This is a genomic window from Catellatospora sp. TT07R-123 (genome assembly GCF_018327705.1).
GTDB lineage: Bacteria > Actinomycetota > Actinomycetes > Mycobacteriales > Micromonosporaceae > Catellatospora.
Map to the genome: position 1 here is coordinate 1,298,497 of NZ_BNEM01000001.1, position 25,973 is coordinate 1,324,469.

At 72.3% G+C, this 25,973-nt stretch carries 24 protein-coding genes; 7 read left to right on the forward strand and 17 right to left on the reverse strand.

The features are described 5' to 3' along the window. Positions 1 to 25 precede the first annotated feature (25 nt). The 6 genes from Cs7R123_RS05365 to Cs7R123_RS05390 all read right to left on the reverse strand — a co-directional run bounded on the left by Cs7R123_RS05365 (position 26) and on the right by Cs7R123_RS05390 (position 5,896). A complete protein-coding gene (locus Cs7R123_RS05365; RefSeq protein ID WP_212823873.1) occupies positions 26 to 1,288 on the reverse strand; it encodes an ABC transporter substrate-binding protein in 1,263 nt (420 codons plus the stop codon). A gap of 169 nt (positions 1,289 to 1,457) precedes the next feature. Next, on the reverse strand, positions 1,458 to 2,552 hold the full coding sequence (locus Cs7R123_RS05370) for a glycoside hydrolase family 11 protein (RefSeq protein WP_308442871.1): 1,095 nt from the start codon (positions 2,550 to 2,552) through the stop codon (positions 1,458 to 1,460). Positions 2,553 to 3,045: 493 nt separating this feature from the next. Next, on the reverse strand, positions 3,046 to 3,591 hold the full coding sequence (locus tag Cs7R123_RS05375) for an EF-hand domain-containing protein (RefSeq protein WP_212823875.1): 546 nt from the start codon (positions 3,589 to 3,591) through the stop codon (positions 3,046 to 3,048). Positions 3,592 to 3,685: 94 nt separating this feature from the next. After that, complete coding sequence (locus Cs7R123_RS05380; RefSeq protein ID WP_212823877.1) at positions 3,686 to 4,054, reverse strand: SgcJ/EcaC family oxidoreductase; 369 nt, start codon at positions 4,052 to 4,054, stop codon at positions 3,686 to 3,688. A 30-nt stretch (positions 4,055 to 4,084) separates the two neighbouring features. Next, positions 4,085 to 5,116, reverse strand: a complete 1,032-nt coding sequence (locus Cs7R123_RS05385; RefSeq protein WP_212823878.1) for a nitronate monooxygenase — start codon at positions 5,114 to 5,116, stop codon at positions 4,085 to 4,087. Positions 5,117 to 5,188: 72 nt separating this feature from the next. After that, positions 5,189 to 5,896, reverse strand: a complete 708-nt coding sequence (locus tag Cs7R123_RS05390; RefSeq protein ID WP_212823880.1) for an SDR family NAD(P)-dependent oxidoreductase — start codon at positions 5,894 to 5,896, stop codon at positions 5,189 to 5,191. Positions 5,897 to 6,062: 166 nt separating this feature from the next. Here Cs7R123_RS05390 and Cs7R123_RS40675 point away from each other — a divergent pair, with 166 nt between their 5' ends. Then, positions 6,063 to 6,974, forward strand: coding sequence for a LysR family transcriptional regulator (locus Cs7R123_RS40675; RefSeq protein WP_212823881.1), 912 nt, complete (start codon positions 6,063 to 6,065; stop codon positions 6,972 to 6,974). Here the strand turns inward: Cs7R123_RS40675 and Cs7R123_RS05400 are convergent. The 5 genes from Cs7R123_RS05400 to Cs7R123_RS05420 all read right to left on the reverse strand — a co-directional run bounded on the left by Cs7R123_RS05400 (position 6,952) and on the right by Cs7R123_RS05420 (position 12,877). Beyond that, complete coding sequence (locus Cs7R123_RS05400; RefSeq protein ID WP_212823883.1) at positions 6,952 to 7,272, reverse strand: muconolactone Delta-isomerase family protein; 321 nt, start codon at positions 7,270 to 7,272, stop codon at positions 6,952 to 6,954. The two genes, Cs7R123_RS40675 and Cs7R123_RS05400, sit on opposite strands and share 23 nt — an antisense overlap. Positions 7,273 to 7,278: 6 nt before the next feature. Continuing rightward, entirely contained in the window at positions 7,279 to 7,740 is a 462-nt protein-coding gene (locus Cs7R123_RS05405) for a VOC family protein (RefSeq protein ID WP_212823885.1), read from the reverse strand. 76 nt (positions 7,741 to 7,816) lie between these two features. Beyond that, positions 7,817 to 8,470, reverse strand: coding sequence for a TetR/AcrR family transcriptional regulator (locus Cs7R123_RS05410; protein ID WP_212823889.1), 654 nt, complete (start codon positions 8,468 to 8,470; stop codon positions 7,817 to 7,819). 16 nt (positions 8,471 to 8,486) lie between these two features. Next, on the reverse strand, positions 8,487 to 11,528 hold the full coding sequence (locus Cs7R123_RS05415) for a glycoside hydrolase family 2 TIM barrel-domain containing protein (RefSeq protein ID WP_212823892.1): 3,042 nt from the start codon (positions 11,526 to 11,528) through the stop codon (positions 8,487 to 8,489). After that, positions 11,525 to 12,877, reverse strand: a complete 1,353-nt coding sequence (locus Cs7R123_RS05420) for a glycoside-pentoside-hexuronide (GPH):cation symporter (RefSeq protein WP_212823894.1) — start codon at positions 12,875 to 12,877, stop codon at positions 11,525 to 11,527. Before Cs7R123_RS05420 ends, Cs7R123_RS05415 begins: the two co-directional genes overlap by 4 nt. Positions 12,878 to 13,063: 186 nt before the next feature. Here Cs7R123_RS05420 and Cs7R123_RS05425 point away from each other — a divergent pair, with 186 nt between their 5' ends. From Cs7R123_RS05425 to Cs7R123_RS05435, 3 genes are read left to right on the forward strand one after another with little or no spacing between them, the layout of a single operon-like run. Continuing rightward, positions 13,064 to 13,630 (forward strand): hypothetical protein, encoded by a 567-nt coding sequence (locus tag Cs7R123_RS05425; protein ID WP_212823896.1) that lies wholly within the window; start codon positions 13,064 to 13,066, stop codon positions 13,628 to 13,630. Next, complete coding sequence (locus Cs7R123_RS05430) at positions 13,627 to 15,444, forward strand: hypothetical protein (protein ID WP_212823898.1); 1,818 nt, start codon at positions 13,627 to 13,629, stop codon at positions 15,442 to 15,444. Before Cs7R123_RS05425 ends, Cs7R123_RS05430 begins: the two co-directional genes overlap by 4 nt. Positions 15,445 to 15,452: 8 nt before the next feature. Further along, positions 15,453 to 16,319, forward strand: coding sequence for a hypothetical protein (locus Cs7R123_RS05435; protein WP_212823899.1), 867 nt, complete (start codon positions 15,453 to 15,455; stop codon positions 16,317 to 16,319). Between the two features lie 24 nt (positions 16,320 to 16,343). On the opposite strand, the gene Cs7R123_RS05440 is transcribed toward Cs7R123_RS05435, so the two are convergent. The 5 genes from Cs7R123_RS05440 to Cs7R123_RS05460 all read right to left on the reverse strand — a co-directional run bounded on the left by Cs7R123_RS05440 (position 16,344) and on the right by Cs7R123_RS05460 (position 20,227). Next, entirely contained in the window at positions 16,344 to 17,219 is an 876-nt protein-coding gene (locus Cs7R123_RS05440) for a cobalamin-binding protein (protein ID WP_212823900.1), read from the reverse strand. 115 nt (positions 17,220 to 17,334) lie between these two features. Beyond that, positions 17,335 to 18,120: a DUF1295 domain-containing protein gene (locus tag Cs7R123_RS05445; RefSeq protein ID WP_244871627.1), complete on the reverse strand. Its 786-nt coding sequence runs from the start codon at positions 18,118 to 18,120 to the stop codon at positions 17,335 to 17,337. A 132-nt stretch (positions 18,121 to 18,252) separates the two neighbouring features. Next, complete coding sequence (locus tag Cs7R123_RS05450; RefSeq protein WP_212823902.1) at positions 18,253 to 19,176, reverse strand: hypothetical protein; 924 nt, start codon at positions 19,174 to 19,176, stop codon at positions 18,253 to 18,255. 239 nt (positions 19,177 to 19,415) lie between these two features. Then, complete coding sequence (locus Cs7R123_RS05455; RefSeq protein ID WP_212823904.1) at positions 19,416 to 19,652, reverse strand: hypothetical protein; 237 nt, start codon at positions 19,650 to 19,652, stop codon at positions 19,416 to 19,418. A 125-nt stretch (positions 19,653 to 19,777) separates the two neighbouring features. Continuing rightward, positions 19,778 to 20,227, reverse strand: coding sequence for a GNAT family N-acetyltransferase (locus Cs7R123_RS05460; RefSeq protein ID WP_212823905.1), 450 nt, complete (start codon positions 20,225 to 20,227; stop codon positions 19,778 to 19,780). Positions 20,228 to 20,457: 230 nt separating this feature from the next. On the opposite strand from Cs7R123_RS05460, the gene Cs7R123_RS05465 reads away from it, so the two are divergent. Both Cs7R123_RS05465 and Cs7R123_RS05470 read left to right on the forward strand, forming a co-directional pair. Beyond that, positions 20,458 to 21,090 carry an HNH endonuclease family protein gene (locus tag Cs7R123_RS05465; RefSeq protein WP_244871628.1) on the forward strand — a complete coding sequence of 211 codons (633 nt, stop codon included), beginning with the start codon at positions 20,458 to 20,460 and terminating at the stop codon, positions 21,088 to 21,090. 705 nt (positions 21,091 to 21,795) lie between these two features. Next, a complete protein-coding gene (locus tag Cs7R123_RS05470) occupies positions 21,796 to 23,163 on the forward strand; it encodes a Tat pathway signal protein (RefSeq protein WP_212823909.1) in 1,368 nt (455 codons plus the stop codon). A gap of 81 nt (positions 23,164 to 23,244) precedes the next feature. Here Cs7R123_RS05470 and Cs7R123_RS05475 read toward each other — a convergent pair whose 3' ends face one another. After that, a complete protein-coding gene (locus Cs7R123_RS05475) occupies positions 23,245 to 23,904 on the reverse strand; it encodes a GNAT family N-acetyltransferase (protein ID WP_212823913.1) in 660 nt (219 codons plus the stop codon). A gap of 197 nt (positions 23,905 to 24,101) precedes the next feature. Here Cs7R123_RS05475 and Cs7R123_RS41055 point away from each other — a divergent pair, with 197 nt between their 5' ends. Beyond that, positions 24,102 to 25,862: a protein kinase gene (locus Cs7R123_RS41055; protein WP_212823915.1), complete on the forward strand. Its 1,761-nt coding sequence runs from the start codon at positions 24,102 to 24,104 to the stop codon at positions 25,860 to 25,862. Positions 25,863 to 25,973 lie beyond the last annotated feature (111 nt).

A 25,973-nucleotide genomic window follows, 5' to 3' on the forward strand; every position in this document is an offset into this window, starting at 1 on the left:
GCGGAGAATCACCGAGCTGCACGTGTCAGCTCCGGTCCGATTCACCGAGCTGCTTGAGCGCGTCGTCGACGCTGACCGTGCCTTCGAGGATCTGCTGGGACAGCCGGCCCATCAGCTCGATGGTCTTCGACGACAGCGCGACGTGCAGGGCCGGCTTGCCGGTCTTGAGGTCGGCCACGATGGCGCTGATCGCCGCTCCGCCGCTCGAGGTCTGCACGGTGGTGTCGGAGACCACCGCACCGGCGTCGGCATAGAACGCGGTGAGGGCCTCGGTCGAGGTCAGCGAGCGGACGAGGTCGGCGGCCAGGGCCGGGTCCTTGGTCCACTTGGCGACGGCGTAGCCGATGCCGCCGTCGAACGGCAGGCTGGGGGTGGCGCCCGCGGCGATGACCGGGGACTTCATGACACCGACGTTGTCGGGTCCGAGGAACTCGTTGAAGTCCTTCCAGTGCCCGATGTCGGACATCAGGCCGATGATGTTGACGGCCTTGCCCGACTGGAAGATGCCGAAGGCGTCGGTGAACAGCGTGGTCGAGTTGCCGCCCTTGCTGTTCAGGCCCCGGTCGTTGACGTCCTTCCACAGCTGGAAGACCTGCTTGACGTGCGGGGACGTCCAGTCACGCTGCCCGGCGATCCAGCTGTCGTACTCCTGGGGGGTGAGGATGCCCGACCCGAACGCCGACAGGAAGAACTGGATGCCGATGCCCTCCTTGTTGCCCAGGGCGAAGCAGCTGGCCTTGGTGGCCTTGGTGATGGTGGCGCAGTCGGCGGTGAACCCGTCCCAGGTGGTGGCCGGACGCTGGGGGTCGAGCCCGGCCGTCTTGTACAGGGTCTTGTTGAAGTAGACGGGGTAGCCCTGCAGCGTGACGGGCGCGCCGTAGGTCTTGCCGTCCTTGGCGAAGGCATCCCATCCGGTGAGGCGCTGCTGGTCCGGTGCGACGAACCCGTCCAGGGGCACCAGGGCGTCCACCCGGTCGCGAATCTGGCCGCCCCCGTTGAACATCATGACGTCCGGACCCTTTCCGGCCTGGATCGCCGCACCGAGCAGCGTGTAGTACTGATCGAACGGCTGGGCGACGAATTCGACGGTCACCCCTGGGTGCTTCTTGACGAAGTCGGCCTTCGCCTTCGCCACGTACGCGGTCGCGGTCTTGTCACCGGATTTCCAGTCCCACACGACGAGCTTGCCGCTCGTGCTGTTGGAGGAGTCTGTGCCAGTGGCACTTCCGCAGCCGGCCAAGGCCAGTGTCGCCGCCACGGCGACCGACCAGAATGCTCGCTGCTTCATCGATGCTCGCTTCTCGGGAAGGGGCCGACGGCCCGGCCCTCGCTGAATGCAGCCAAAGCTAAGTCATATGATGTGTGATGTCAACGAGCATCAGACTGCCCCGGCCGGCGGTTGGTCCCGCCTGCCGGGGCAGCCGCCCTCAGGGGTTGCGCCTATGCGGTCTTGCTGATCAGCTGCAGGCGGTGCCGTTGAGGGAGAATCCGGTGGGTGCGGAGCTGTTGCCGGTGTGGGTTGCCTGGAATCCGATGGTGGTGGATCCGCCTGGCGGGATCGCGGTGTTGTAGTTGACGTTGGTCGCGGTCACCTGGCCGCTGGCCGGCGAGTAGGTGGCGCTCCAGCCGGAGGTGATGGTCTGGCCGGAGGCGAGGGTGAAGCGCAACGACCAGCCGTTGACGGCGGTCGAACCGGTGTTGGTGATGGTGATGTTGTCGGTGAGGCCGTTGTTCCACGGGTTGAGCGCGTTGGTCACGCGGCAGCCTCCGCCGCCCGTGCCCGGCGAGGTCGACGGGCTCGGCCGCGGGCTCGCGCTGGCCGACGGGCTCTGGCTGGTCGGCGGGTTGCCCTCGCTGACGGTGATGTTGGAGCTTCCGCTGCTCTGGTAGCCCTCGGTCGCGAGGATCTGGTAGTTGTGGGTGCCCAGGTTGAGGCCGAGGCTCGCCCAGGCGTTGAAGTGGTTGGCGGTGGTGATGGTGCCGCCGGTGCGGTGCTGCTGGCGGACGCTCCAGTACTGGTAGAACGTCGCGGTGCCGATGATCGACGGCTGGTTGACACGCTGGGTGCGGTAGATGTCGTACGTGCTGCCGTCGGTGGTGACCGAACCCAGCCGGGTGGTGCCCGTGCTCGGGTTGTAGCTGCCGAAGTTCTCGACGATGTAGTACTCGATGAGCGGGTTGGTGGTCCAGCCGTACAGCGCCAGGTAGCCGTTGCCGTTGGGGCTGAAGTTCCCGGAGTAGTTCACGGTGTGGTTGGAGCCGGGGTTCCAGCCCTTGCCGACGACGGTGTTGTTGATGCCGCTCCACTGGACGCTGTACTGGCCGGCCGCACCCAGGTTCATGGTGACGTTGCCGTTGTCCTTCCAGTACGAGTAGAAGAACCCGTTGTGGAAGCCGGTGGAGTTCGAGGTGATGGTCCGGTCGGCCTCGGCGTGGGCCGTGCCGGACAGCGCCATCGAGGCGGCGGCCAGCGCGATGGCGGCCAGGCCGGCGATGAGCGGCTTGACCAGGTTGCGCCTGCGGGGCCGGGGGTGGGAGGGGTGATCGTTCACGCGAGTGCATCCTTCTCGGGAGGGCAGCCGGCGGGCCAGGCTGCGGGACTCGACTCGATGCTGTCGCGGGTCGCCGGGGCGGTCGGCCGTCACGCGGCAGCGGATCATGCCAGGGACGTGTGGGCGTGATCCGGTCGACGGCTGAGTGCCAGGTCGTGGCTACGGCCGAGGTCCGACGAGCGTCGACTTTCATCGATGCACGCAGTATTGGACCGTCCCGACGGGACTGTCAACAACTTCCGGAAGTTCTGCGGTAACCCGGCGCGGGCCCCATCTCCGCATAATGCCTGAACAATCGATATGCGAGCGCGCCAATGGCGCCCGTGGCCCATTAGACCTTGAAACAATTCCGGGAATGTCAAGCACGCAGTGATCGACATGACTCGACCGGAACGGTCGGAAGTTTCGGTGCCCGCTGCGGGGCCGCCTCGGCACCACGGGTAAAGGCGCGGCGCGGACGGTCCGCGCCGCGCCGTGCCGTGCCGCCGGGGGCTCAGACGGTGCCGAAGAACCAGTTGCCGGGGGCGGTCTCGTCGGCGCCGATGTAGAACTGGCGGACGCCGACCATCATTTCGTCGACGGTGAGGAAGCCGTCCTCGTCGGCGTCGAGCTTGTCGAAGGCGAGGCTGATCTCGCCGACGGGCGTGCCGAAGGCGCGCTGCATGGTGGCGAACTCGTCGCGGCTGACCAGGCCGTCGTCGTCGGTGTCGGCCAGGCGCAGCACCGCGAGCGCGCCGGGGCGGAAGCTGCGGTCGAAGGCGTCGCCGTGTACGAACGCCGAGGTCATGCCCGCGCGCCACTCCTGGAGGCTGAGCCGCCGGTCGTGGTCGACGTCGAGCGTCTTGGCCAGTTCCTGCCAGAACATGCCGAAGTCCTCGGCCATCCGCCGGGCCTTGGGCGCGTCGCCGTCGACGCCGAAGTTCGCCAGCAGCCGCACGCCGAGGTTGTGCAGGTCCTGCTGCTCGACGTAGCCGCTGCCGTCGGCGTCCAGGTGACTGAAGGCCTTGTCCAGTTTCCGTAGCTGCATCTCCGTAGCCATACCCGGAAATCTAGGGTGTCCTGCCCTCATACGTCGATATCAGACGAACACACTTCATTCGGACGAGTGCCTGGTCGCGGCCGGGCGTGTCAGGTCAGCCGAGTTTGGAGACCTGGTAGTGGGCCAGGCGCCAGCCGTCCTGGGCGCGGCGGGCGATCACGCTCAGGAACACCGGCAGCGGCGCCCGGCCGTCGGTGAAGGTGAACTCGACGCTCAGGTAGCCCAGGACCACGTCCTCGGCCAGCCGCCGGGTCTCGCGGATCTCGTAGGCGGCCCCCAGCCCCGGCGGCTGCGCCGCGTAGTACGCCGCCACCCCGTCGGGCCCGACGCTGTACGGGTGCAGCCCCTGGAAGATGGCGTCGTCGGCGAACACCGCCGCCACCGCCTCGGGGTCGTGCGCGTCCACGCCGGACTTCCAGTCCTCCAGCAGCGGGCGCAGGATCTCGGTGTCGTGGCTGGTCATGAGGCTCTCCCAGGATTCGGTGCGGACTGGTCACAGCTGGGCGGACAGGCGGGCGAGGATCGCGGCGGCGGGTTCGCCGGTGGCGTGGGCGAAGCCGGTCCCGGCCCACAGGTGCAGCCGCTCGGGGTCACCGGCGGCCGCGGCGGCTCTGCGGATGGGGCTGGTCAGGTGGTGCAGCGCCGGATAGCCGGAGGGCGCCTGCGCGCTGTGGCGGTCGGTGAACCCGTTGCGCAGGGCGCGGGCGGGGCGGCCGGTGAACGCCCGGGTCAGCACGGTCTCGGTCCGGGCCGGGTCGGCCAGCGCGGCCCGGTGCGGTGCCGAGGTGCCCGCCTCGTGGCTGCGCAGCAGCACGGTGCCGACCGCGACCGCGTCGGCGCCGGCGCGTACGGCGGCGGCGACCGCCGCCGGGGTGCCCAGTCCGCCGCATGCCAGCACGGGCAGGCCGACGGCGGCACGTACCGCTGCGACCAGGTCCGGCAGCGGCACGTCGGCCGGCAGGCGGGCCGGGGTTAGCGTGCCGGAGTGCCCGCCCGCCGCGGCGGCCTGCACGGCCAGCGCGTCCACCCCGGCCTCGGCGGCGGCCCTGGCCTCGTCGACGCTGGTGACGGTCTGTACGAGCAGCGCCCCGGTCCGGCGCAGCAGCGCGAGGTCCGGCCGGGCCGGGATGCCGAAGGTGAAGCTGACGACCGGCACCGGGTGGGCGCGCAGCACGTCGAGCTTGGCTTGCCAGCCGTCGTCGTCCTCGACCGGCGCCGCCGCGTCGAGGACGACGCCCAGGTGTTCGGCCTCCGGGGCGATGAGCTGGGCGTACCGGCGGAACCCGGCGGGGTCGACGGGCACCGGGTTGGGGGCGAACAGGTTGGCCCCGAACGGGACCCCGGCCGCGGCCGTCGCGGTCAGCTGCTCGGCGAACTGCTCCGGCGTCCGGTATCCGGCGGCGACGAAGCCCAGCGACCCGGCGCGGGCGGCCGCCGCGGCCAGCTCCGGGGTGCCCGCGCCACCGGCCATCGGCGCGGCCAGCACGGGCAGGGTGACGCCGAGATCTCGCAGCAGGGTGCGCATCTTCGTCCTGTCTCGTTCGGAGGGTGGCACGGGCAGCGGCCCCCGGGCGCCGCCCGTGCGCGTGGGGCAGGCTCAGTGTCCCGCGCTCTGGCCGCCGTCGACGTGGAGGATCTCGCCGGTGACGAAACCGGCCTGCTCCAGGTAGATGACCGCGTCGGCGATGTCGGCGACCTCGCCGAGCCGGCCGACCGGGTGCAGGGCGGCGAGGAACCCGTGGGTCTCGTCCGGGTGCATCGGGGTGCGGATGACGCCCGGCGACACCGCGTTGACACGGATGCCGCGGGTGGCGTACTCGATGGCCAGGGACTTCGTCACCGCATTGAGGCCGCCCTTGGTCAGCGAGGCCAGCGCGGAGGGCACGCTGCTGTTGGCGTGGTCGGTGAGGCTGGTGGTGATGTTGACGATGTGGCCACCGCCCTGTTCGAGCATCGCGGCGGCCGCCCGCTGGGTGATCTCGAGGAAGCCGCGCAGGTTGACCCCGGTGACCAGGTCGTAGTCGGCGTCGGTGTACTCGGTGAACGGCTTGGCGAGGAAGATGCCGGCGTTGTTGACCAGCGTGTCGACCCGGCCGTACGTCGCCAGCGCCTGCTCGATCACCCGGGCGCCGACACCCGGGGCGGCGATGTCGCCCGCGACGGTCAGCACCATCGGGTCGTCGGACGGGGCGATGGTGCGGGAGTTGGCCACGACGGCGTAGCCGAGCTTGCGGTAGGCGGCCACCAGCGCCGCGCCGATGCCCTGGGACGCGCCGGTGACGACGGCGACCTTCGAAGTGTTCATCAGAGTCTCTCGTTTCTGTTCCGGGCGGTGGTGTCCCGGCCGGTCAGCCGGTCCCGGCACCTCCGCCGATGTACAGGTCAAAGCCTGCGCCGCGCCGGGCCCACCCGCCACGACCGGTTTGCTCCCTGCTGGTAGGCGCAGCCTCCCAGCGCACTACGATGCGGGTGTGGAGCTGCGCCAGCTGCGGTACTTCGTCGCCGTGGCCGAGGAGCTGAACTTCGGCCGGGCCGCCGCCCGGTTGCGCATCGCGGGCCCCTCCCTCTCGCAGCAGATCAAGGCCCTGGAACGGGACCTGGGGGTACGCCTGTTCGAGCGCGACCGCCGGACCGTGACCCTGACCCCGTGCGGCCAGACCCTGCTCGGCCGGACCCGGGCGCTGCTGGACCAGGCCGACGAGCTGCGCCGCACCGCCGCCGGGCTGGCCGCCGACGAGTCGGTCCGGCTCGGCTACGTCAACTGGCTGCCCGGCGACCTGGCCGCGCGGGTGTCGGGCATCGCGCAGCTGCACGTGGACACGTGGGTGATGCCCTCGCACGCGCAGGCGCGCCGGGTGGCCGACGGCAGCATCGACCTGGCCGTGTGCTGGGTGCAGCTCGCCGACCTGGCCGAGCTGGGCCTGGACGGGCGGGTGATCGGCGCCGACCGGCTGTACGCGGTCGCCCCCGGCGCCGACATGTCCCCCGTCGCGGCCGCCGACACCGTCGTGCTGGTGGACGCCGACACGGCGAGCTGGTCGTCGTGGAACCGATATGCCGAGCGGTTCGCCGCCGACACCGGCGCCACCCTGGTCCGCGTCGACGACGGCGGCGTCACCGGGCCCGGCTTCTTCGACCGCGTCCGCCGGCTGCGGCGGCCGGTGGTGAACTCGCCGAAGGGGCAGACGGTCCCGGTGCCCTCCGACCTGGCCCGGCGGCAGGTGGTGGCGCCGGAGCCGTGCTGGACCTGGTCGCTGGTGTGGCGGCGCGACGAGGCCCGCATCGCGGTGCGGGCGGTGGCCGAGGCGCTGACCCGCGACGTCGGCCCGCTCGGGCTGGACGGCGCCGACGTCTGGCTCCCTAAGGACGACCCGTTCCGCTGAGCCGCCCGGCCGACCCCGGGTCGCTGGGATGCGGGGTCAGCGGTGTGACGGTGTCGTGCCGCCACACCCGCAGCGGCATCGACGCCAGGGCCGTCTCCAGCTGGTCGGCGTCGTCGGCCTGGAACAGTGCCCACGAGCGCCACTCCCCCGGCGCCAGCGGCGGGCGCCACAGGCGGACCAGGTGTCCCTGGGCGGCCAGTTCGGCGGCCCGGACCGCCTCCCGGGCGCGCATGTCGGCGATCTCGCCGTCGGTCGTGCCGGGCGGGACGGTGGTCACCATGTCGACGAGGAACTCCACCGGGGTTCACCGGCCGGGCAGGCGCTTGACGATCTCCTGTACGACCCAGGTGTTGCCGTCGGGGTCGTCGAAGGTCAGGTAGCTGCTGTAGTCGGCGCGCGCCGGTTCCAGACCGGGGATCCTGCCCTCGGGTCCGAAGTGGAACGGCTCGCCGGCTTCGACACCGCGCGAGACCAGGTCCTCGCGCGTGGCCACGATGTCCGAGGTGACCAGGTGCATGCCCTTGAACGAGCCGGGCTGGGCCGCGCTGACACCCTTGCCGATGTGGATCGAGCAGGCCGATCCCGGCGGCGTGAACTGCACGATGCGGTAGCTGTCGGCGCCCGGGTTGCGGAAGCCGACGGCCTCGCCGAACGTCGGGGCGGAGAAGTCGATGTCCTCCCGCCAGCCGAGCTTCTCGCCGTAGAAGGCCTTCGCACGGTCCACATCCGAGACCGGGATGACCACAGCTTCGAACTTGAGATCCATTTCCACGCCCTCCTGGGACCGCCGGCCCGGCCGACGGCAACGCAAAGTCACCGTCAGGCTACTATGCGTATAGGGCTCAGGGTCGCAGACCGCGCTGGATCAGCACCGCGTACGCGGTCAGCATGCCCCGCGCCGCGACCCCCTGCTCCCCCGCGATCGCGTCACCCCGCCCGTGCACCCGCTGGGCCAGGGCCAGGTACCCGTTGGAGATGGTCGCGGCGGTCAGCTCGACCGGTTCCGGCACCGCCAGCGACCCGTCGGCCGCGCCCTCGTGCAGGATGCCGACCAGCGGCGCGTGCAGCCGCCGGATGGCCTGCGCGTACAGCTGCGCCTCGGCCGAGTCGTCCAGCGCCCCCAGCGAGGTCGCGTCGAACACCCGGGTGAACCCGATCTCCTCGGCGGCCGCGTCCACCAGCGCCTCCGCCCGGTCCAGGTACCCGGCCAGCCGCTGCGCCCCGCTGCCGGCCGCCGCCGCGGCCGCCTGCTCGGCCAGCCCGGCCCAGCGGTCCAGGATCTGCGCCTCGATCGCCAGCGCGATGTGGTCGCGGCTCGGGAAGTACCGGTACACGGTGCGCCGGGTCACCTCGGCGTGCTCGGCGATCTGCTCCACCGTGACCGCGTCCACACCGCGGGCCAGGAAGAGCGTGCGCGCGGCGGCCAGCAGCTCCGCCCGGCGGCGGGCGCGCAGCCGGGCGTTCTCCATCGGAACACGGGTGTCGGTCACGGACACGTCGACCAGGGTACGGTCACGGCGCCTGCCGCCAGCGCAGCGCCACCGTCAGCCGGTAGCGCCGCCCCTTCGGCAGCCGCGCGTACTCCCGCAGCGCCAGCTCGCCCGGCTGGTCCCCGCCGACCCCGCGCTGGGCGACGTCCAGCGACACCGTCGGCGCCCCGGTCACCGGCAGCTCGTCGGCGTGCTCGGCCGCCGCGAGCGCCTCCTGCGGGTACGGCCGCACCGACGCCTCGAACGGCTCCCCGGCCACCCGCGCGAACCCGACCGCGCCACCGGCGCCGTGCAGCAGCAGCCAGTCCAGGCCGGCGCGGTTGCCGTTCTCCTGCGGCCGGGCGTAGGCGTGCGGCAGCTCGGCCACCGGCGCCGACCAGCGGCCCAGCCGCGCCCCGGTGCTGCGGTCGCGGTGGTTCTCGTGCGGCCCCCGGCCGTACCAGTCGACCTGGGTCAGTTCCGGCGCGAACGTGCCCAGCCAGCCCAGCCGCACCAGCGCCCGCCGGGGCACCACGTCCAGGGTGAGCAGCACGTCCGGCCCGCCGGCCGCGACGGTCAGCGTCCCCCGCAGCCCCGGCACGGACAGCCGCACGGTCGCCTCGGGACTGTCGGCACGCACCGCCGTGGCCCGGCCGCGCACCCGGCCCATGGCCCGCAACCAGCGCCGGGCCGGGATCAGCGGGGCCAGCGCCGGTTTGAAGTTGGCCCAGCCCCGGTCGTTGTCGGTCTCGGCCCGCCACAGGTTCAGCCGCAGCGGCTCCACCAGCAGCTCCCGGCCGCCGGCCCGCAACCCGGTGATCGCGGCGGTGCGCGGGTCCAGGGTCAGGCTCCGGTCGCCGTCGGTGAACGTGACCAGCCCGGCGGTCCGGGTCAGCCGCCAGGCCGAGCCGTCGGCCCGGTCCAGCGGCAGCGGCGCCGGGGCGGCCGTACCGAGCGGGAACTGCGCCCAGGCCTGCTCGAACCCGGCCGGTGCCCAGGCCGTCGCGGCCCGGTGGACCAGGCTGACGGTCAGCGTCGTCGCGCCCTCGGGCAGGTCCGGCAGCGGCACCAGGCGATCGGTGCCCGCGGCCGTCCGCACCTCGCCGACCTCGCCCTCGGCCAGCGGCTCACCGTGGCGGTCGGCCCGCCAGCGCAGCGCGAACCCGGACAGGTCCGCGAAGGCGTACCGGTTGCGCAGCCGCACCCCGCCGTCGGCCTGCTCGAACACCACGTGCTGGTAGACCCGTGCCACCTCGGCCAGCGCCGGATGCGGGGTGCGGTCGGCGGCCACCAGCCCGTTGGCGCAGAAGTAGCGGTCGTGCGGCCGGTCGCCGAAGTCGCCGCCGTACGCCCGGCGCACCCGCCCGTCGGGCAGGTCCACGTCGATGGTCTGGTCCACCCAGTCCCAGATGAACCCGCCCGCCCAGTTCGGGTAGCGGTGGAAGTTGTCGACGTGCTCGGCCAGGTTGCCCAGGCTGTTCTGCATCGAGTGCGCGTACTCGCAGGCCACGATCGGGCGCCCGGCGTACTGGTCCGCGCGGAACGCCTTGTGGTCGGCGGCGACGGCGTTCAGCGCCCGCTGGAGCAGGGTGACCCGCAGGTCGCGGCCCTCGCCCAGCACCCGCTCGTCGTCGGGGGTCGGGTACATCATCGACAGGACGTCGCTGTTGCGCAGGTCGGTGTCGCCCTCGTAGTGCACCGGCCGGGTCCGGTCCGGCGCCAGCACGGTGCGCCGGGCCACGTCGAACGCGGTGCCGTCGCCCGCCTCGTTGCCCAGCGACCACATCACCACGCAGGGGTGGCCGCCGCTGCGCCGCACCATCCGCTCGACCCGGTCGGCGACCGAGGCGTGCCAGCGCGGATCGTCGCCGGGCAGGCCCCGGCGGCGCACCCCGTGCGACTCGATCTCCGCCTCGTCCACGACGTACAGCCCCAGCTCGTCGCAGAGCCGGTAGACCTCGACCGGGTTCGGGTAGTGCGACATCCGCACCGCGTTGACGTTGGCGCGCTTCATCATGGTGAAGTCCTGGCGGCGCACCTCCGACGGCACGTCCCAGATCCGGCGCGGATGGAAGTCGTGCCGGTTGACGCCGTGGAACACCACCGGCCGCCCGTTGACGCGCAGCTCGGAGCCGACGATCTCGACCCGCCGGAACCCGACGGCGCGGGTGCTGCGCCACGTGCCGCCGCCGTGGGCGACCTCGACGGCCAGGTCGTACAGGTCCGGGGTCTCCGCGCTCCACGCGGCCGCGGCGGCGACCCGGAAGCTCAGCACCGTCCGCGGCCCGGCGAGCTCGCCCGTGCCCAGCTCGGCGGTGGTGCCGGTGCGGCGGTCGGTCAGCAGCACCCGGCAGCGCCCGCTGCCGCCGGTGACGGTCAGGTCGAGGGCGCCGTCGCCGGTGGCCGGATCGCGGTCGGCCGCGACGGCGACGTCCCAGGGGGCGTACGCGGGTTCGGCGGTCACGCTGACCCCGCGCGTGATCCCGCTGAGCGCCCACATGTCCTGGCCCTCCAGGAACGACCCGGTGCTGTAGCGGTGCACCAGCACCGCGAGCAGGTTGGCGCCGGGGCGCACCAGGTGGCTGACGTCGAACTCGGCCGGGGTCATCGACCCCTCGCTGTAGCCGGCCTCGGTTCCGTTGACCCACACGTGCATCGCGGACTTCACCGCGCCGAAGCGCAGGACGACGCGCCGGCCGGTCCACTCCGGCGGCACCTGGAACCAGGTCCGGTGCGCGCCGGTGGGGCTGTCGGCCGGATCGACGGTGCCCAGCCGCCGCCCCCGTACGCCCAGCGACGGCGGGAACCCGAACGCCAGGTAGTACGGCGTGCCGTGGCCCTGCAACTCCCACACGCCGGGCACCGCGATCGTGTCCCAGCCGCCGTCGTCGTACCCCGGCGCGGTGAACCCCTCGGGGACCTGGTCGCGGCGCGGCGACCAGTGGAACCGCCAGCGCCCGTCGAGGCTCGCCGTCCAGCGCGCCGCGTCGGCCCAGTCGGCCTCGGCACGGGCGGGCAGCTTGCCGCGCCCGACCGTCGCCGGGTCCTCCACGTCGCGGCGCAGCGCGTCCCGCCAGGCGCTCACGCGGCCGCCTCCCGCAGCTCGGCGACGATCTCGGCGTGGCGCTGCTCCGACAGCGGGTAGCGCGCGAGGAACACCACGGCGAGCAGCCCGGCCAGCCCCGGGGCGAGCGTCATCAGCAGGTGCAGGCCGTCCAGCGTGGCCCGGGTCTGCTCCTGGTTGGCGACGTAGCCGACCGCGCCGAGCACCGCCAGGGCCACGGCCGCGCCGAGTGCCGAGGCGATCTTGGTCTTGACGATGTTCAGCGAGAAGACCAGGCCCTCGGTCCGGCGGCCGGTGCGCCACTGGCCGTACTCGACGGTGTCGGTGAGCATCGACAGCAGCGTGATGTTGGCCAGCCCGAACCCCACGCCCCCGAGCGCCGTCCACGCCATGACCGGCGTGAGCGAGGCGTACCCGGTGAACCAGGCCGCGACGGAGGTCAGCGACGTCGCCACGATGCCCGCCACCGCCAGGCGGCGCTTGCCCACCCGCCGGGCCAGCACCGGGCTGAGCAGCGAACCGGCGATCGTCGCCACCGCGAACACGCCGATGAACGCGGGCACCAGGCCGGGCGCGTCGAAGTTGTAGGTCAGGTAGTACACCGGGACGATGCTGCGCAGGGCGAAGACCGCCTCGGTGACCAGCATCGCGGCGAGCAGCAGTTGCAGCGGCCGGTTGGCGGCCAGCAGCCGGGCCATGGTGCGCGGGCCGTACGGCTCGGCCGGCGGCGCGGGGCGCTCGCGGACGAACGCGGCGGTGAGCCAGGTCAGGCCGATCGCCACGGCGCCGTAGAGGACGGCCACCAGCTGCCAGCCGCGCCGGTCGTCGCCCCCGGCCAGCAGCCCGACCAGCGGCAGGGTCACGATGTTGACCCCGATGTAGCCGACGCTGGCCAGGGTGCGCGGCACCATCACGATCGCGGTGCGGTCCTGGGCGTCGCTGCTCAGCGCGGCCGACATCGACCAGTACGGCACGTCCATCGCGCTGAACGCCATGCCCCACAGCAGGTAGCTGAGGTAGGCGAAGGCCAGTCTGCCACCCGTGCCCAGCTCCGGGCCGCTGACGCAGACGACGGTCGCGGTGGCCAGCACGGGCGGCACGAAGATGAGGTATGGCCGGAACCGGCCCCAGCGGGTGCTGGTGCGGTCGACCAGGGCGCCCATGACCGGGTCGAGCACGGCGTCGGCGGTGCGCACCACGAAGAACAGCACCGCGACGGCACCGGGGGCCAGGCCGTAGTGGTCGGTGTAGAAGACGGCCAGGTAGGTGGCGATGAAGCCGTACACGATGTTGTTGCCCAGGCTGCCCCAGCCGTAGGCGACCTTGGTGCGCCAGCTGGTGCGGGGTGCGGCGACGGTGCCGATCGACATGCGCGAGAAAATAACACGCGTGTGTCATTTTTGACAGGCGCCCGCTTCCGGAAGCAGCTCACCCAATCGTCCTCATCGGATCGCCGTCACCCGGAAACCCTTGTGCCACAATTAAATGTCACCTTGACAATAATAGTGGCACGCCCGTACGGTCGTCGATGTTTCGCCACGTCGAACGGAGGAGCCGTGGCCCGTCAGCGAACCGACGCCCCACTCACCTATTCCGACCTGCTGGTGGTCGAGTACGAGCAGCTGAAGGAAGAGCAGCGCGCCCGCATCGCCAGCCGCGACAACCTCGTCTACGCCACGCTGGTGGCCGTCGGCGCGGTCGGCGCGGCGGCGTTGCAGTCCAGCCCGCTGATGCTGCTGGTGCTGCCACCGGTCTGCGTCATCCTCGGCTGGATCCATGCCGGCAACGACCGCAAGGTCTGGGAGATCGGCCGCTACATCCGCCAGCACCTGGCACCGCGCCTGGCCACCGGCGGCATGCCCGCCTTCGCCTGGGAGACGGTGCACCGCGCCGACACCGGCTACCGCCGCCGCCGCCGGGTCCAGATCACCGTGACGCTGCTGACCTTCTGCGCCCCGGGACTGATCGCGGTCGGCGCGAACGTCTCCGCCGCCATCGGCTCGGCCCGCCTCGCGACGCTGGCGGCCACCGAGGTCGCCGGGCTGCTCACCCTGGCCTGGGCCATCGTCGCCAACGCCGACCGCGGCACGGACGCGGGAACCGCACCCCAGGACATGCCGTGAGCAGCCTCTTCGCCGACGACCCCCGGCCCGTCGACATGGCCGGGCCCGGCGCCGCCCGGATCCCCCGGCAGCGTCCGGCCGCGGAACCGGCCGGCCCCATGTCCTTGACCGGGGTCGAGACCAGCGAGCCGACCCGGTACCTGTGCACCCTGGTCCACGTCGAGCAGGAGCTGCGCGACGTCGTCGACGAGCACTTCCCCGCGTGGCGCGCCCGCGCCTGGGCGCCCTGCTACGGCATCGACCTGGTCGCGCTGCTGCGCCACAACCGCTCCGCCGCCCGGCTCGCGCACCTCAGAGACGCGGTGCTGACCGGGCTGCTGCTCACGGCAGCCACCGCCGCCGTGCTGTGGACCGGCTCGCTCGCCCTCGCGCTGTCCGTCGCCGTATGCCTGGTCGTGGCCGTGTCCGTGCTCCGGTGGGACCTGCGCCGACGCAAGATCTCGGCGCGGCAGGCACTGCGCACGCTGTTCCGCTACGCCAGGCGCCAGGGCGACCAGTTCCTCCAGCGCGTCCTGGTCGGCGCGCTGGCGCTGGCCGCGCTGGCGGTCGTGGTCGCGTACCACCGGACGGCGCAGGTCGTCGTCGGCGTCATCACCGCCGCGGCCGTGGCCGCGTGGCTGGCCAACACGACGGTGCAGGTCATCGCCTATCTCCGGGCCCGGCGGGTGCTGACCGCGACCGGCGAGCTGGCCCGGCTCGGCGCGCGCATACCGGCCACGCTCGAAAAACGTGCCGAAGCGATCAGCGACGCCACGGTCCTGGTCTACGACCGCGAGCGGGCACGCTCCGCCCTCGGACCGTTCGTGGGCGCCGGTCATCTGCTGACCAGGTGGAACAGCGACCCGGTCGACGTGACCGTGCCGATGGAAGGCAGCATCGTCCGGCCGGTGGACGTCCTGGCACTGCACCGGCGGCTGGTCGCGGCCGTGGCGGAGCTCGGGCTGCCGAACGTGGTCTGCCGCCACCGCGTGTACGTCGACGGCCGCTCCGAGCAGTACCTCCCCGACCTCCGGCGAGACGGCGGCGACGAACCGCCGGCGACCGTCCTGCCCGACCACCAGATCATGACCCGGGTCGCGCGTCCCGCCAAGTACCAGCGGGGCTACCTCTGCCTGCAAGCAGAGGAACCCGACGGCGAGGTCATCGTCACGGTCTTCGTGCGGGCGATCCGGGAGGGCGAGCGGCTTCAGCTCGAAGTCAGTGTGAACGCGCTGCCCGAGGTCACCTGGCCACGCCAGGAGAAGCCGGAGACCCCCCTGCTGATCCACCCGCAGGAGGAGAAGAAGCCACGCACCGTCCACGTACCCCCGCACCTGTTCCACGCCGTATGGCACGGGCTGGTGACAGGCACGCGGAGCACGCCGTCCGTGCTGTTCGCGGCGCCGAGCCGGACGGCGCTCGCGATCCTGCGCCCCGGGCTGCGCAAGGTCACCGCATGGCGGGACCGGCGCGGCATGGAGCGCGGCGACTTCGACTTCGGCGCGAACGCCTCGCTGCGCGAAGACCTCGCGATGAACAAGAAGCTGCAGCACCACAACGCGTTCATCGACATGCTGACCCAGGCCGACCGGCTCCAGCGACGCGTCGTGGACGCCGTCGCCGCCTACCTGGAGGAGGCCGGCATCGACGCGTCGGAGTTCAGACGCCAGTCGGCCGCCACGATCGTCAACATGCAGCAGTACATCATCAGCACCATCAACAGCCAGGGCGGCGTCACGTTCGGCAGCAACAACACGATCAACAACAACAACGCCGTGCCACCGCAGCAGCAGACCCAGGGACCGGGTGGCCAGCAGCCGCCCCAACAGCAGTAGGAGCCCCCATGTCCCACCCGGACCGGTACTCCATCGGCTCGATGAACGTGACCGGAGGCGCGATCTTCGGCGATGGCGGCACCATCACCAACAACTACAACGACGCCGCGAGCCCTCCTTCGGCACCGGCAGCGGCCCCGCCCGGCCTCAGCCGCACGCTGCTGCTCACCGTCACCGCGGCTGAGGAGGCAGCCGTCATCCGGGCGGTGACCGCCCTCACCCGGACCACCCCCGCCGACCGCTTCCTGCCGACCCAGACCGTCACCGCGCTCGGCACCGTCAGCCGCAGCGAGGTGCTGCTCAGCCGGGTCGGGCAGGGGACCCAGACGCCCCACTCCGCGGGCCCCGCCACCGCCGAGCTGATCCAGGCGATCAAGCCCGACTGCATCGTGCTGGTCGGCATCTGCTACGGCCTGCGCGGCCCGGCCCCGCACGGCTCCCAGTACTACGGTGACATCCTGGCGGCCGACCTGCTCTACGTCGCCGCGCACCACAAGCGGGCCGAGGTCCTGACCGAGCGCGGCGGGGCGGTCCACCCCTCCCCCAAGCTCATCAACCGCTTCACCCGCGCCAGCAGCACCTGGCCCGGCCCGGCGCGGGTGCACATCGGCCCGATGATCTCCGAGAGCGTGCTGGTCAACGATCCCGGTTACCGCGACGAGCTGCGCGCCCGGTTCCCGGAGGCGATCGGCGGCGAGATGGAGGCGGCCGGGGTGTACCCGTTCGCCACCCGGGCGAAGGTCGAGTGGGGCATGGTCAAGGCGATCTGCGACTTCGCCAGCCACAAGACCGACGACCACCACCTCCTCGCCGCCGCCAACGCGGCCGAGTTCGTGGCCCACACCCTGCGCAGCGGAGCCCTCGACCCGGCCTGACCCAGCCCTCCTGACCGCGGCCGGTCACCGCGCCAGCAGCTCGGCGACGAGCTCCGCGCCGTCGACCACCCGTGGTCCGGGCCGGTTGAAGAAGGCCGGGCCGTCCACCACGTACACCCGGTCCGATCGCACCGCCGCGACCGACTCCCAGCCCGGCACCGCCGCCAGCCCCGCCAGCTCGGCGCGCGTCTGCTCCGGCGTGAACCCGCACGGTCCCACCAGGATCACGTCCGGGTCCAGCGCCACCACCGTCTCCACCGGGTACGGCGTGCTGTGCTCGCCCGCCGACGTCAGCAGCGAGCGCCCGCCGCCGTACGCGATCTGCTCCGGGACCCAGTGGCCGCCCGGCATCAGCGGGTCCAGCCATTCGACGAACAGCACCCGCGGCCCCGCCGGATCCGGGCCCGGCAGCGCCGCCAGCCGCCGCCGCGCCCCGGCCACCACCCGCGCCGCCGCAGGAGCCGCGCCGATCAGGTCGCCCACGGTCGTGACCGCCGTCAGCACCTCCTCGATCGTCGCGGGCTGCAACGACACCACCGTCGTGTCCAGCCGCATGACCCGCACCGCCTCGTTGACCGTCCGGTACGACACCGCGCACACGTCGCACAGGTCCTGGGTGAGGATCAGGTCCGGCCGCAGCGCCTCGATCGCCTCATGGTCGAGGTCGTAGATGCCCGAGCCCCGGTGCGCGCCCGCCACGGCCGCGTTGATCTCCCGGCTGGCCAGGCCGTGCGCCAACCCGGTCCGGGTCACGACCGGAATGTGGTCCAGTTCCCCGGGCGGCCAGTCGCACTCGTGGGTCCGTCCCACGAGCTGGCCGAGCGCGCCCAGCGAGGCGACGATGTCAGTGGCGGCAGGCAGCAACGACACGATCCGCATACCGGCACTCTCCCAGAGCACGCCCCGCGCTCCCGCCACCCGCCCCTAGATCACCCAAGTTGCCGGGCAGCCGGGCGTATCTTGGGCTCTCTTTCGCCCGATTGCCCGGCAACTCGGCGCGCGCGTGGGGGGTGGATCACCGGCGGCGGGGCGGGAGCGGGATGAAGCCGCTGGTGCGGTCGATGTAGGCGCCGTAGCCGGGGCGGCGGCGGACCAGGCCCGCCTCCAGCAGCGGCTTGCCCGTCCGGGCGACCAGCAGCCATGTCATCAGCAGCGGCGACAGCACCGTGGCCGCCCCGGCCCAGCCGCCCGCCGCCGCCAGCAGCCACAGCCCCCACCACACGCACGTGTCGCCGAAGTAGTTCGGGTGCCGGGTGTAGCGCCACAGGCCCGTGTCCAGCACCTTCCCCCGGTTCGCCGGGTCGGCGGTGAACCGGACCAGCTGCGCGTCGCCGACCGCCTCGAAGAACAGGCCGACCGCCCACAGCGCCACCCCGGGCGCCAGCCACCAGTCCGGCGGGGCGGCGTCGTACTGCGCGAACTGCACCGGCAGCGAGATGAACAGCATCACCGCGGCCTGGAGCAGGTACACCATCCGCAGCGCGTACCAGGTGCGGCTGCCGGTGGCGCGGGACAGCAGCTTCTCGTAGCGCGGGTCCTCGCCGTGACCGCGGCCGCGCCACGCGATGTGCGCGGCGAGCCGTACGCCCCAGATCACCGTCAGCGCCGTGACCAGCCCGCGCCGCACCGGATCGCCGTGCCCGGCCGACAGGACGTACGTGGTGACCGCGATCGCCGCGAAGCCCAGGCCCCACGCGACGTCCACCACCCGGTGCAGGTCGCGCGACGCGCCCACGGCGAACGCCACCAGCACCACCGCGAGCGCGGCCAGCGCGCTGAACAGCAGGTTCTGCCACATCATCAGCCGACCTCCCAGACGGTCGGGTCGCAGTATGAACGGCCCGATCGCCGCCGTCCACCATCTGCTGGGCGCTGACGGCAAGGAGCGGGCACCCGGCCGCGTCGCCGGGTGCCCGCTCCCGCGGTCCAGCCGTCAGTCGGACAGGCGGACCAGGCAGTACTCGGTGCTCGCGGTCGGCGGGGTGCTGAACCGGGCGTTCACGGCGTACAGGTGGCCGCCGAACGCGGTGACCGTCGACGGGCAGTCGAGGTCGGCGTCGGTGATCCGCTCCACCAGCGTGGCGCGCGACAGGTCGTGGTTGAGGCGGAACTTCGACACCTTGTTCTTCTTGGTACGCACGACGTAGAGCGTGTTGCCGCGCAGCAGCAGGCCGTCGGCGTCGGCCACGGAGGCCCGGCCGATGTCGATGCGCTTGGCCATGCAGGTCACCGGGTCGAACGCGTACAGGCGGTTCGCAGCGGCCTGCACGATGATCAGGCAGCCGTTCCACGCCGCGACGACGCCCTTGTTGCAGGCACCCGCCTCGCCGAGGCCGCCGGGCAGCGACAGCGTCTGCACGCCCTCCTGCCCCGGGAGCCGGCCGTGGCGGCCGAGGCCGACACAGTAGACCTTGCCCTGGTCGGCGTCGGTGAAGAAGACGTTCTTCGCGGTGGCGGCGACACCGTGGACGTTGCCGCCGAGGTGGTACATGGCCAGGCAGGTGCCCGACTCGTTGTAGACGGCGGCGCCGCCCATCGTGCCGCACCCGGCCCAGATCCGGCATTCGTCGTCGAACGCCAGGCCGGTGGCCTTGCCACCGGAGGTGCCCGGCACCAGCGGCATGCCGTGGCCGGTCGAGAGGTCGGTGCAGTAGATGGCGCCGTCGCCCATCGAGCTGACGTACGCCTTGGTCCCGCTGCCGCGGGTGATGCCCTCGGGGCAGAAGCCGTTGGGGAGGCCGACGGTGGCCGGGAGGTGACGGGACGGTCCGGGGCGGTGTGCCTGTGCCGCGTTGGCACCGATGACGGCTCCGATGGGCGCGGCCAGCGCCGCGGCCACCAGTGTTCGCCTGTGCACGGTGTACTCCCTCGCTCAGGGGTCGGATGTACCTCCACAAGTACCGGGCGCGGCGGTGCGGCGGGTTCTCCGAAGTTGCCCGGTCGGCGGCGCCCGGGAATAAGCGCTGACCATCCGGCTGCGCGCTGCCACTTCGGGCCATTTTGGAGAAGTTACTTCGGAAATGCGCGGGCCAGAAGGGATTCGAACCCTCGGTCGGGACCGGCACGCCTGTCGCACCGCAACGAGGTTTCGGGCCGTCAACGACCTGACGAAGCCGGCCGCGACCGACGGCGGAGCACTACGGCGACGATGATGATCGCCGAGAGCACACCGGGGCCGCAGTGGGCCAGGAGCACACCCGGCAGCCCGGGACCGCCCCAGTCGTCGCGGTAGGTCGCCGGGTCGCTCATGTCGATGTTGAACGGCTCGGCGATCGCCCGGCCGATCAGGTAGAGGCCCATCACCAGGCCCAGGCCGTACAGGACTTTCCGCACCGCATTCCCCCGCTTCCTCTTGATCCGGGTTGGGCAGTACGACCATATGTATCGCTCGGTATCGACCACATCAGGGAGTTCCCCTGCGGGCTGCGGGGCACCGGGCAGCGGTTTGGACGGGCCTCTCAGAGCTCCAGGACGCCCACGGTCTGGCCGCCGCTCTGCTCGCCGGTCGGCCGGAAGCCCAGCTTCAGGTAGAACTGCTCCGGGCCGCCCTCACGAGGTTCCCAGCTGACGAACATCCGGCTGCCGCCGCGAGCGCGGATCTCGTCCGCGACGGCCTCGACGGCGAACCGGCCGTAGCCGCGTCCCTGCGTGTCGGCCGCGATGTTCAGCCGCCAGAGGCCGGAGCGCAGGTCGTCGGGGTTGCCGCCCCAGCGGAAGTCGAAGAAGGCCATCAGGAAGCCGACCAGCCGGTCGCCCTCGAAGATCAGCCGCGGCCAGGCGTGGTCGGGGAAGACGTACGCCTCGGCCAGCGACTTGACCACCGGCGAGACCAGGTCCTGCTGATCGGGGCGGACCGACAGCGCGAGCGCCGCCTCGTAGTTCTCCGGGGTGACCTGCTCCAGTCGCATACGGCGGACGATAGCGGCCGGGTGCGGGGGCGGGCGACCGAATAGCCGGGTCTGCTCGGGCGGGCCGGATCGCGCGACGTTCGGCGGGCTGTCTTCACACGACGTTCATGCCAACTTCGTAACAAGATCGCGCCGGGGTCCGCGATATGCGGGATCGTCTATCCGTCATGCCGCCGCGCCCCCTGCCGGCCACCCTCACCGGCCGCGACGGCAGACAGTCAGGAGCCCCCGTGGTCCGCACCCTCAAGGCGGCCGTCGCCGTGGCGGCCGCCGTGGTCGCCGTGGTCGCCGCCTCGGCCAGCCCCGCGCACGCCACCCCGCCGAACATCCCGTCGTACAGCACCGCGGTGAGCCGCCTGGCCGGCCTCACCGTCGCCGCCGAGTCGCACGGCTCGACCTACAACCGGGACCTGTTCCCGCACTGGATCACCATCAGCGGTGCCTGCAACACCCGCGAGCAGGTCCTCAAGCGCGACGGTTCCGGCGTCGTGGTGAACAGCAGCTGTGCCCCGACCTCCGGCTCCTGGTACAGCCCGTACGACGGCGCGACCTGGACCAACTCCGCCGACGTCGACATCGACCACATGGTGCCGCTGGCCGAGGCGTGGGCCTCGGGCGCATGGGCGTGGACCACGGCGCAGCGCCAGACGTACGCCAACGACCTGGGCGGTCCCGAGCTGTGGGCGGTCACCGACAACGTGAACCAGTCCAAGAGCGACAAGGACCCGGCCGAGTGGCAGCCGTCGCTGGCGTCGTTCCGCTGCACGTACGCCCGCGCCTGGATCCAGGTGAAGTACTACTACAACCTGACCGTCGACAGCGCCGAGAAGTCGGCCCTGAACAGCATGCTCGCCACCTGCTGAGACCCTGTCCGCCAGCGCGGGGCGGGTCCGCCCGGTTCCCGGCACCGGACCCGCCCCGCGCCGGCCACCGCCCGATCGCGGTACGCACCGTCGCCCGCGCACCGGTCGCGGGGAGATGATCGGCTTCTCCGGTCGTTTCCTCACCTCAGACTTCACGTTCTGGCCGCAGACGACGATCTCCGGCCCGCCGACGTAGCCCCCCGGATGGTGGGTGGTCGAGCGTCAGGAGTCGATCTGTGGCAGCGCGACTCCCCTGCGAGATGCACGACCGGCCGTGAACGCGAGGGGCGGGAGCGGTTGGGTCGCCTCGACAAGGGCCAGCTTGGCCGTGTACCGAGCAATTGCCGCGTGGCAGGTGACAGCCACAGAACACGGCTGAGCCCGGCCGCAGTCACACAACCCGAACAGGCCCGCGCGATGGCGATCGAGTATGTCCCACGCGGTGTGGATCTGCCGGCGGGCGTACGCGGTGAACTGCTCGGCCGTCAGCGACCTCCCCATGACCCCGTCCTCTCCTGACATCGCGATCGGAGCGCGGCGGCCAGGAGCCATGGGATGAATCCGGCCGCCGCGCCGTTCGGGGCGGGTGCGATCGCCCACCCACAGTCAACCGCCGGGCACGGACGGCTTGTAGGCTTAGGAGCAGGTGCGGACGTTTCACGGGTTTAACCACGTTGATGAACCGGATTCACGAGAGGTAGACGCGTGAGCCCCAAATCCGCACCCAACGACCAGCTGTTACTACTGATAGCGCAGGCTGGCGTGTCCTACGAGGCGCTGGCCCGATCGGTTCGCCAGATCGCCGCCGAGAACGGTGACAACGCGCTGCGGGCGAACAAGTCGGCGGTGGCGCACTGGGTCTCCGGGACCCGCCCACAACCACGCACCGCGCGCTACCTTGCCGAAGCTCTGTCACGGCGGCTGGCGCGTCCACTCACACCGGCAGATCTCGGGCTACGCTCGGGCGATGAACCGATCTACGACCCGGCATCCCTGTCGAACGACCCCGTGGCAGCGGTCGCGCATCTGGGACGGGCGGACGTGGACCGTCGCACGCTGATCTCCGGCTCCGCGTACTCGGTGGCAGCACTCCTGCTTCCGCTGCAACAGCCGGACCTGGCCGCCCGCGCCGACGCCGCGCGGACCCGCACCACGGTCGCCGTCGGGCAGGGGGAGATCGATGCGGTTCGGCAGATGACCGCCGCGTTCAACGCCGCCGACGAACGGCTCGGCGGCGGCCACGCCCGCAGTGCCGTCGTCGAATACCTCACCACCGACGTCACCGCCTACCTGCGCGGTTCGTTCGCCACCGACACGCTGCGCCGATCGATGTTCGCCGCCGCCGCGCAGCTGTCCTACCTGGCCGGCTGGAAAGCGCATGACCTGGGACTGCCCGGTCTGGCGCAGCGCTACTACCTGCATTCGTACCAGCTCGCCGCCGAGGCCGACCCCTACGCCCACGCCGCGTACGGGCTGCGGATTCTCGCTCACCAGGCGATGGATCTCGGACGACACGAGCACTGCGTCGACTTGGCCGACGCGGCACTCGACCGGGTGAAGGGTCGCGTAGACCCCGACACCGAGAGCCTGTTCTGGCTGACCGCCGCCCGCGCTCACGCCACCGCCGGTGACCGCCGTCAGGCACTCGCGGCGCTGACCGCAGCGGGGCGGCTGCTCGAACGCACCCGAGGCGACGCCGCGCCGGAGTGGGCGTCGCTGGGCGGACCCGCCGAGGCGAGGCTGGCCAACCAGTCCGGCAAGGCCCTCCAGGCGATGGGCGATCTCAAAGCCGCCGAGGAGCAACTGCGCCGCTCAGCGCGCTGCTGGAACCCCACCACCCACCCGCGCATCCACGCGCTCACCATGGCCGACCTCGCTGAGATCCAGTGCGCGCAGGGCAACGTCGAGGCCGCCTGCCAGACCTGGAACACCGCACTCGACGGCATGACCGGTATCCACTCCGCGCGCACCCGCGACGCGGTCAGCTCCATGCGCGCCCGGCTGGCCGCCTACCGCAGCCGCGGTCTCGCCGCGGCTCAACGACTCGAGAACCGGGCCGCCAGCCTCCGCTGAGCGGGCGCGGGGCTGTGCTCTGCGGTCGCGCGCTCAGGCGGTTCAGATCTGGCGTCATTCGGCTAGAGCGCCACGCCCAGTTCATGCCCGCTGCGGGTCGGGCAGGCCGAACAGGGGTAGGCAGGGCTCCAGGCCGCGTACCGTCACGGGTGGGCGGGTGGAGGGCTGCCAGTCCTGGCGGGTCAGGCGGAGCCGCTGGGAGATCCGCAGGCGGCCCTGGACCGCGTGGCGTGCGATGCCGTCGGGCTGGTAGCCGAGTTTGGCCGACACGCGCAGCGACGCCGGGTTGTCCAGGTAGGCCGCCGAGACGAGGTCGGTCGCGCCGAGGTGCTCGAAGGCCAGGTGCGCCACGGCGGCGCGCATGAGCGTCCCGATGCCCTGGCCCTGGTGGCGCAGGCCGATCCAGCTGCCGGTGGTGCACTCGGTGGTGATCGCGAACTCCTTGGCGTTGAGCGCCTGCTGGCCCACGACCGCGCCGCGACGCAGCACGGCCAGCGGCAGCGACCAGGCATCCGGCGCCCACCGGCCGAGCACCGACCAGTGGTGCGTGACCACCGACCGGCCCCGGTCCGCCGGGCTCTGCGCGCTCCAGGGCACGATGAACGGCATCATGCCCGGCTCGTGCACGCCGTCGGCGGCGGCGTCGGCAAGCTGTCCCAGTTCCTCCGGGCTCGGCAGCCGCAGTTCCAGATCGGCCACCTCGATCCGCAGGCCGAGCAGAGGAAAGTGTTCGGCGATCACCTTCTGAGAGTGCGCGACCTGCGAGATCGGCCGCAACCCGTCGACTCGGCAGACCCTTGCGGCCGGGCGCCGCGGACCTCCACCGAGCGCGGGTCCCGCGTCCCGGCACCGGAGGAGCACCCTCGCCGAAGATCGATGCGGGGCGCCGTACCCTCTTCGAGTCGGGATTGGTCTGTCTGGCTGCGAAGGTGGTCGCGTTGCTGCGAGCGGGAACGGTGCTGGCCGGACGGTATCGTCTTGACCAGCGCGTCGGCAGCGGCGGCATGGGCGAGGTGTGGCGGGCCGTCGACCTGGTGCTCGGCCGCACCGTCGCGGTGAAATGCCTGCTGCACGGGTCGCCGGAGGAGCTGAGTTTCGTCAGCAGGTTCCGGGCCGAGGCACGGATCATGGCGACGATCAGCCATCCCGGCGTGGTGGAGGTGTACGACTTCGGCGACGACCCCGCCGCCGGGGTGTACCTGGTCATGAAGTTCATCGAGGGCGAGTCGCTGGCGCAGGCGCTGGGCCGGGTCGGGCGACTGAACCCGGCGGCGACGATGCGGCTGGTCGCCGAGGCCGCCGACGCCCTGCACGCCGCCCACGAGAAGGGTGTGACGCACCGGGACGTCAAGCCCGGCAACCTGCTGCTGCGTACGGACGGCAGCACGCTGGTCACCGACTTCGGCATCGCCCGGTCGACCGACGGCACCGGGCACACCGCGACCGGGTCGCTGGTCGGCACGGCCGGGTACATCGCGCCCGAGCGGGCGATGGGCCACCCGGCGACGCCCGCCTCGGACGTCTACGCGCTCGGCATCGTGGCATACCGGTGCCTGGCCGGGCAGGTGCCGTTCCCCGGGGACAGCGTGGTCGAGATCGCGATGCGGCACGTCCACGACGAGCCGCCGCCGCTGCCGGCGGACGTGCCGCCGGGCGTACGGGCGCTGGTGGCGCGGGCGATGGCGAAGGACCCGGCGCTGCGCTGGCCGTCGGGTGCGGTGCTCGCCCATGAGGCGCGGCGGGTGTCGCTGCGGCCCGAGCCGGTGACGGTGGCGGTGCCGACCCGGCCGGAGCCCACGTCGGCGGTGCCGACCCGGCCGCAGGGCACGGTCCCGGTCCCGACCCGGGACCACCAGGTCGTCAGGCGACGCCGCCGCCGGTCGCGAGCGCTCGTTCCCGCCCTGGTCGCAGTGGTGCTGGTGGCCGCGGCCGCGATCGGGATCGGGCTGAGCGGCTCGGATCCGGAGCGGCCGCAGAGCCTCGGGGAGAGCCCGGCGGCGAGCACCGCGAGTCCTGCCACGAGCGCGGTGGCGGTGCAGGCGAGTCCCGTCGCGGCCGCGACGCCGAGTCCGGGTGTCCCGACGGCCGTGCCGAGTGCGGGTGTCCCCAGCCTGAAGGCGGGGGCGGGGGCGGCGACGACGTCGCTCACGGCGCCGGGCAACCTGACGGCCACGCCGATCAGCGCGAGCACGATCCGCCTGCGCTGGTCGGACCGGTCGACCGGGGAGAAGGGGTTCACCGTCATCGACGGGGCGACGTCGCACGACGTCGGGGCGAACGTGACGACGTTCGACTGGACGGGGCTGGCACCGTCGGCGTACACGTGCTTCAAGGTCCGGGCGTTCGACGCGTCCGGGGTCTCGGCGTACCACCCGGCCGCGCAGGGCGAGTGGGTGTGCGCCGTGAGTCTGGACGGTTCGGGTCCCACGGCGCCGACCGGGTTGACGGCGGCGGCGGTCGACTCGGGCACGGTACACCTGGAATGGGTCGACAACTCGGCGGACGAGGCCGGCTTCACCGTGATCAACGGCTCGACCTCGCGCAACGTCGGTGCCGGGACGACGTCCTACGACTGGAGTGGTCTGGCTCCGGGCACCTACATGTGCTTCAAGGTCCGGGCGTTCAACGCGGCGGGGGTGTCCGCCTACGATCCGGCCGCGACGAGCGCCTGGGTCTGTGTGACCACTCCGACCGCGTAGCCCGCATCCGCACGAAGCCCCGTCCGGCCTGGTCCGGGCGGGGCTTCGTGTTTCGCGGCGGCCGGACCGGCACATAAAGACTTCGCGGGTATGAGCGTGTCCGAGGGCCGT

Bases quoted from the DNA above. Each gene is read 5' to 3' on its own strand.
- Cs7R123_RS05435 (WP_212823899.1), top strand. From the start codon at position 15,453: ATGTCCCACCCGGACCGGTACTCCATCGGCTCGATGAACGTGACCGGA.
- Cs7R123_RS05420 (WP_212823894.1), bottom strand. From the start codon at position 12,877: ATGTCGATCGGCACCGTCGCCGCACCCCGCACCAGCTGGCGCACCAAG.
- Cs7R123_RS05365 (WP_212823873.1), bottom strand. From the start codon at position 1,288: ATGAAGCAGCGAGCATTCTGGTCGGTCGCCGTGGCGGCGACACTGGCC.
- Cs7R123_RS05460 (WP_212823905.1), bottom strand. From the start codon at position 20,227: ATGCGACTGGAGCAGGTCACCCCGGAGAACTACGAGGCGGCGCTCGCG.
- Cs7R123_RS05380 (WP_212823877.1), bottom strand. From the start codon at position 4,054: ATGACCAGCCACGACACCGAGATCCTGCGCCCGCTGCTGGAGGACTGG.
- Cs7R123_RS05375 (WP_212823875.1), bottom strand. From the start codon at position 3,591: ATGGCTACGGAGATGCAGCTACGGAAACTGGACAAGGCCTTCAGTCAC.
- Cs7R123_RS05390 (WP_212823880.1), bottom strand. From the start codon at position 5,896: ATGAACACTTCGAAGGTCGCCGTCGTCACCGGCGCGTCCCAGGGCATC.
- Cs7R123_RS05445 (WP_244871627.1), bottom strand. From the start codon at position 18,120: ATGATGTGGCAGAACCTGCTGTTCAGCGCGCTGGCCGCGCTCGCGGTG.
- Cs7R123_RS05405 (WP_212823885.1), bottom strand. From the start codon at position 7,740: ATGGATCTCAAGTTCGAAGCTGTGGTCATCCCGGTCTCGGATGTGGAC.
- Cs7R123_RS05385 (WP_212823878.1), bottom strand. From the start codon at position 5,116: ATGCGCACCCTGCTGCGAGATCTCGGCGTCACCCTGCCCGTGCTGGCC.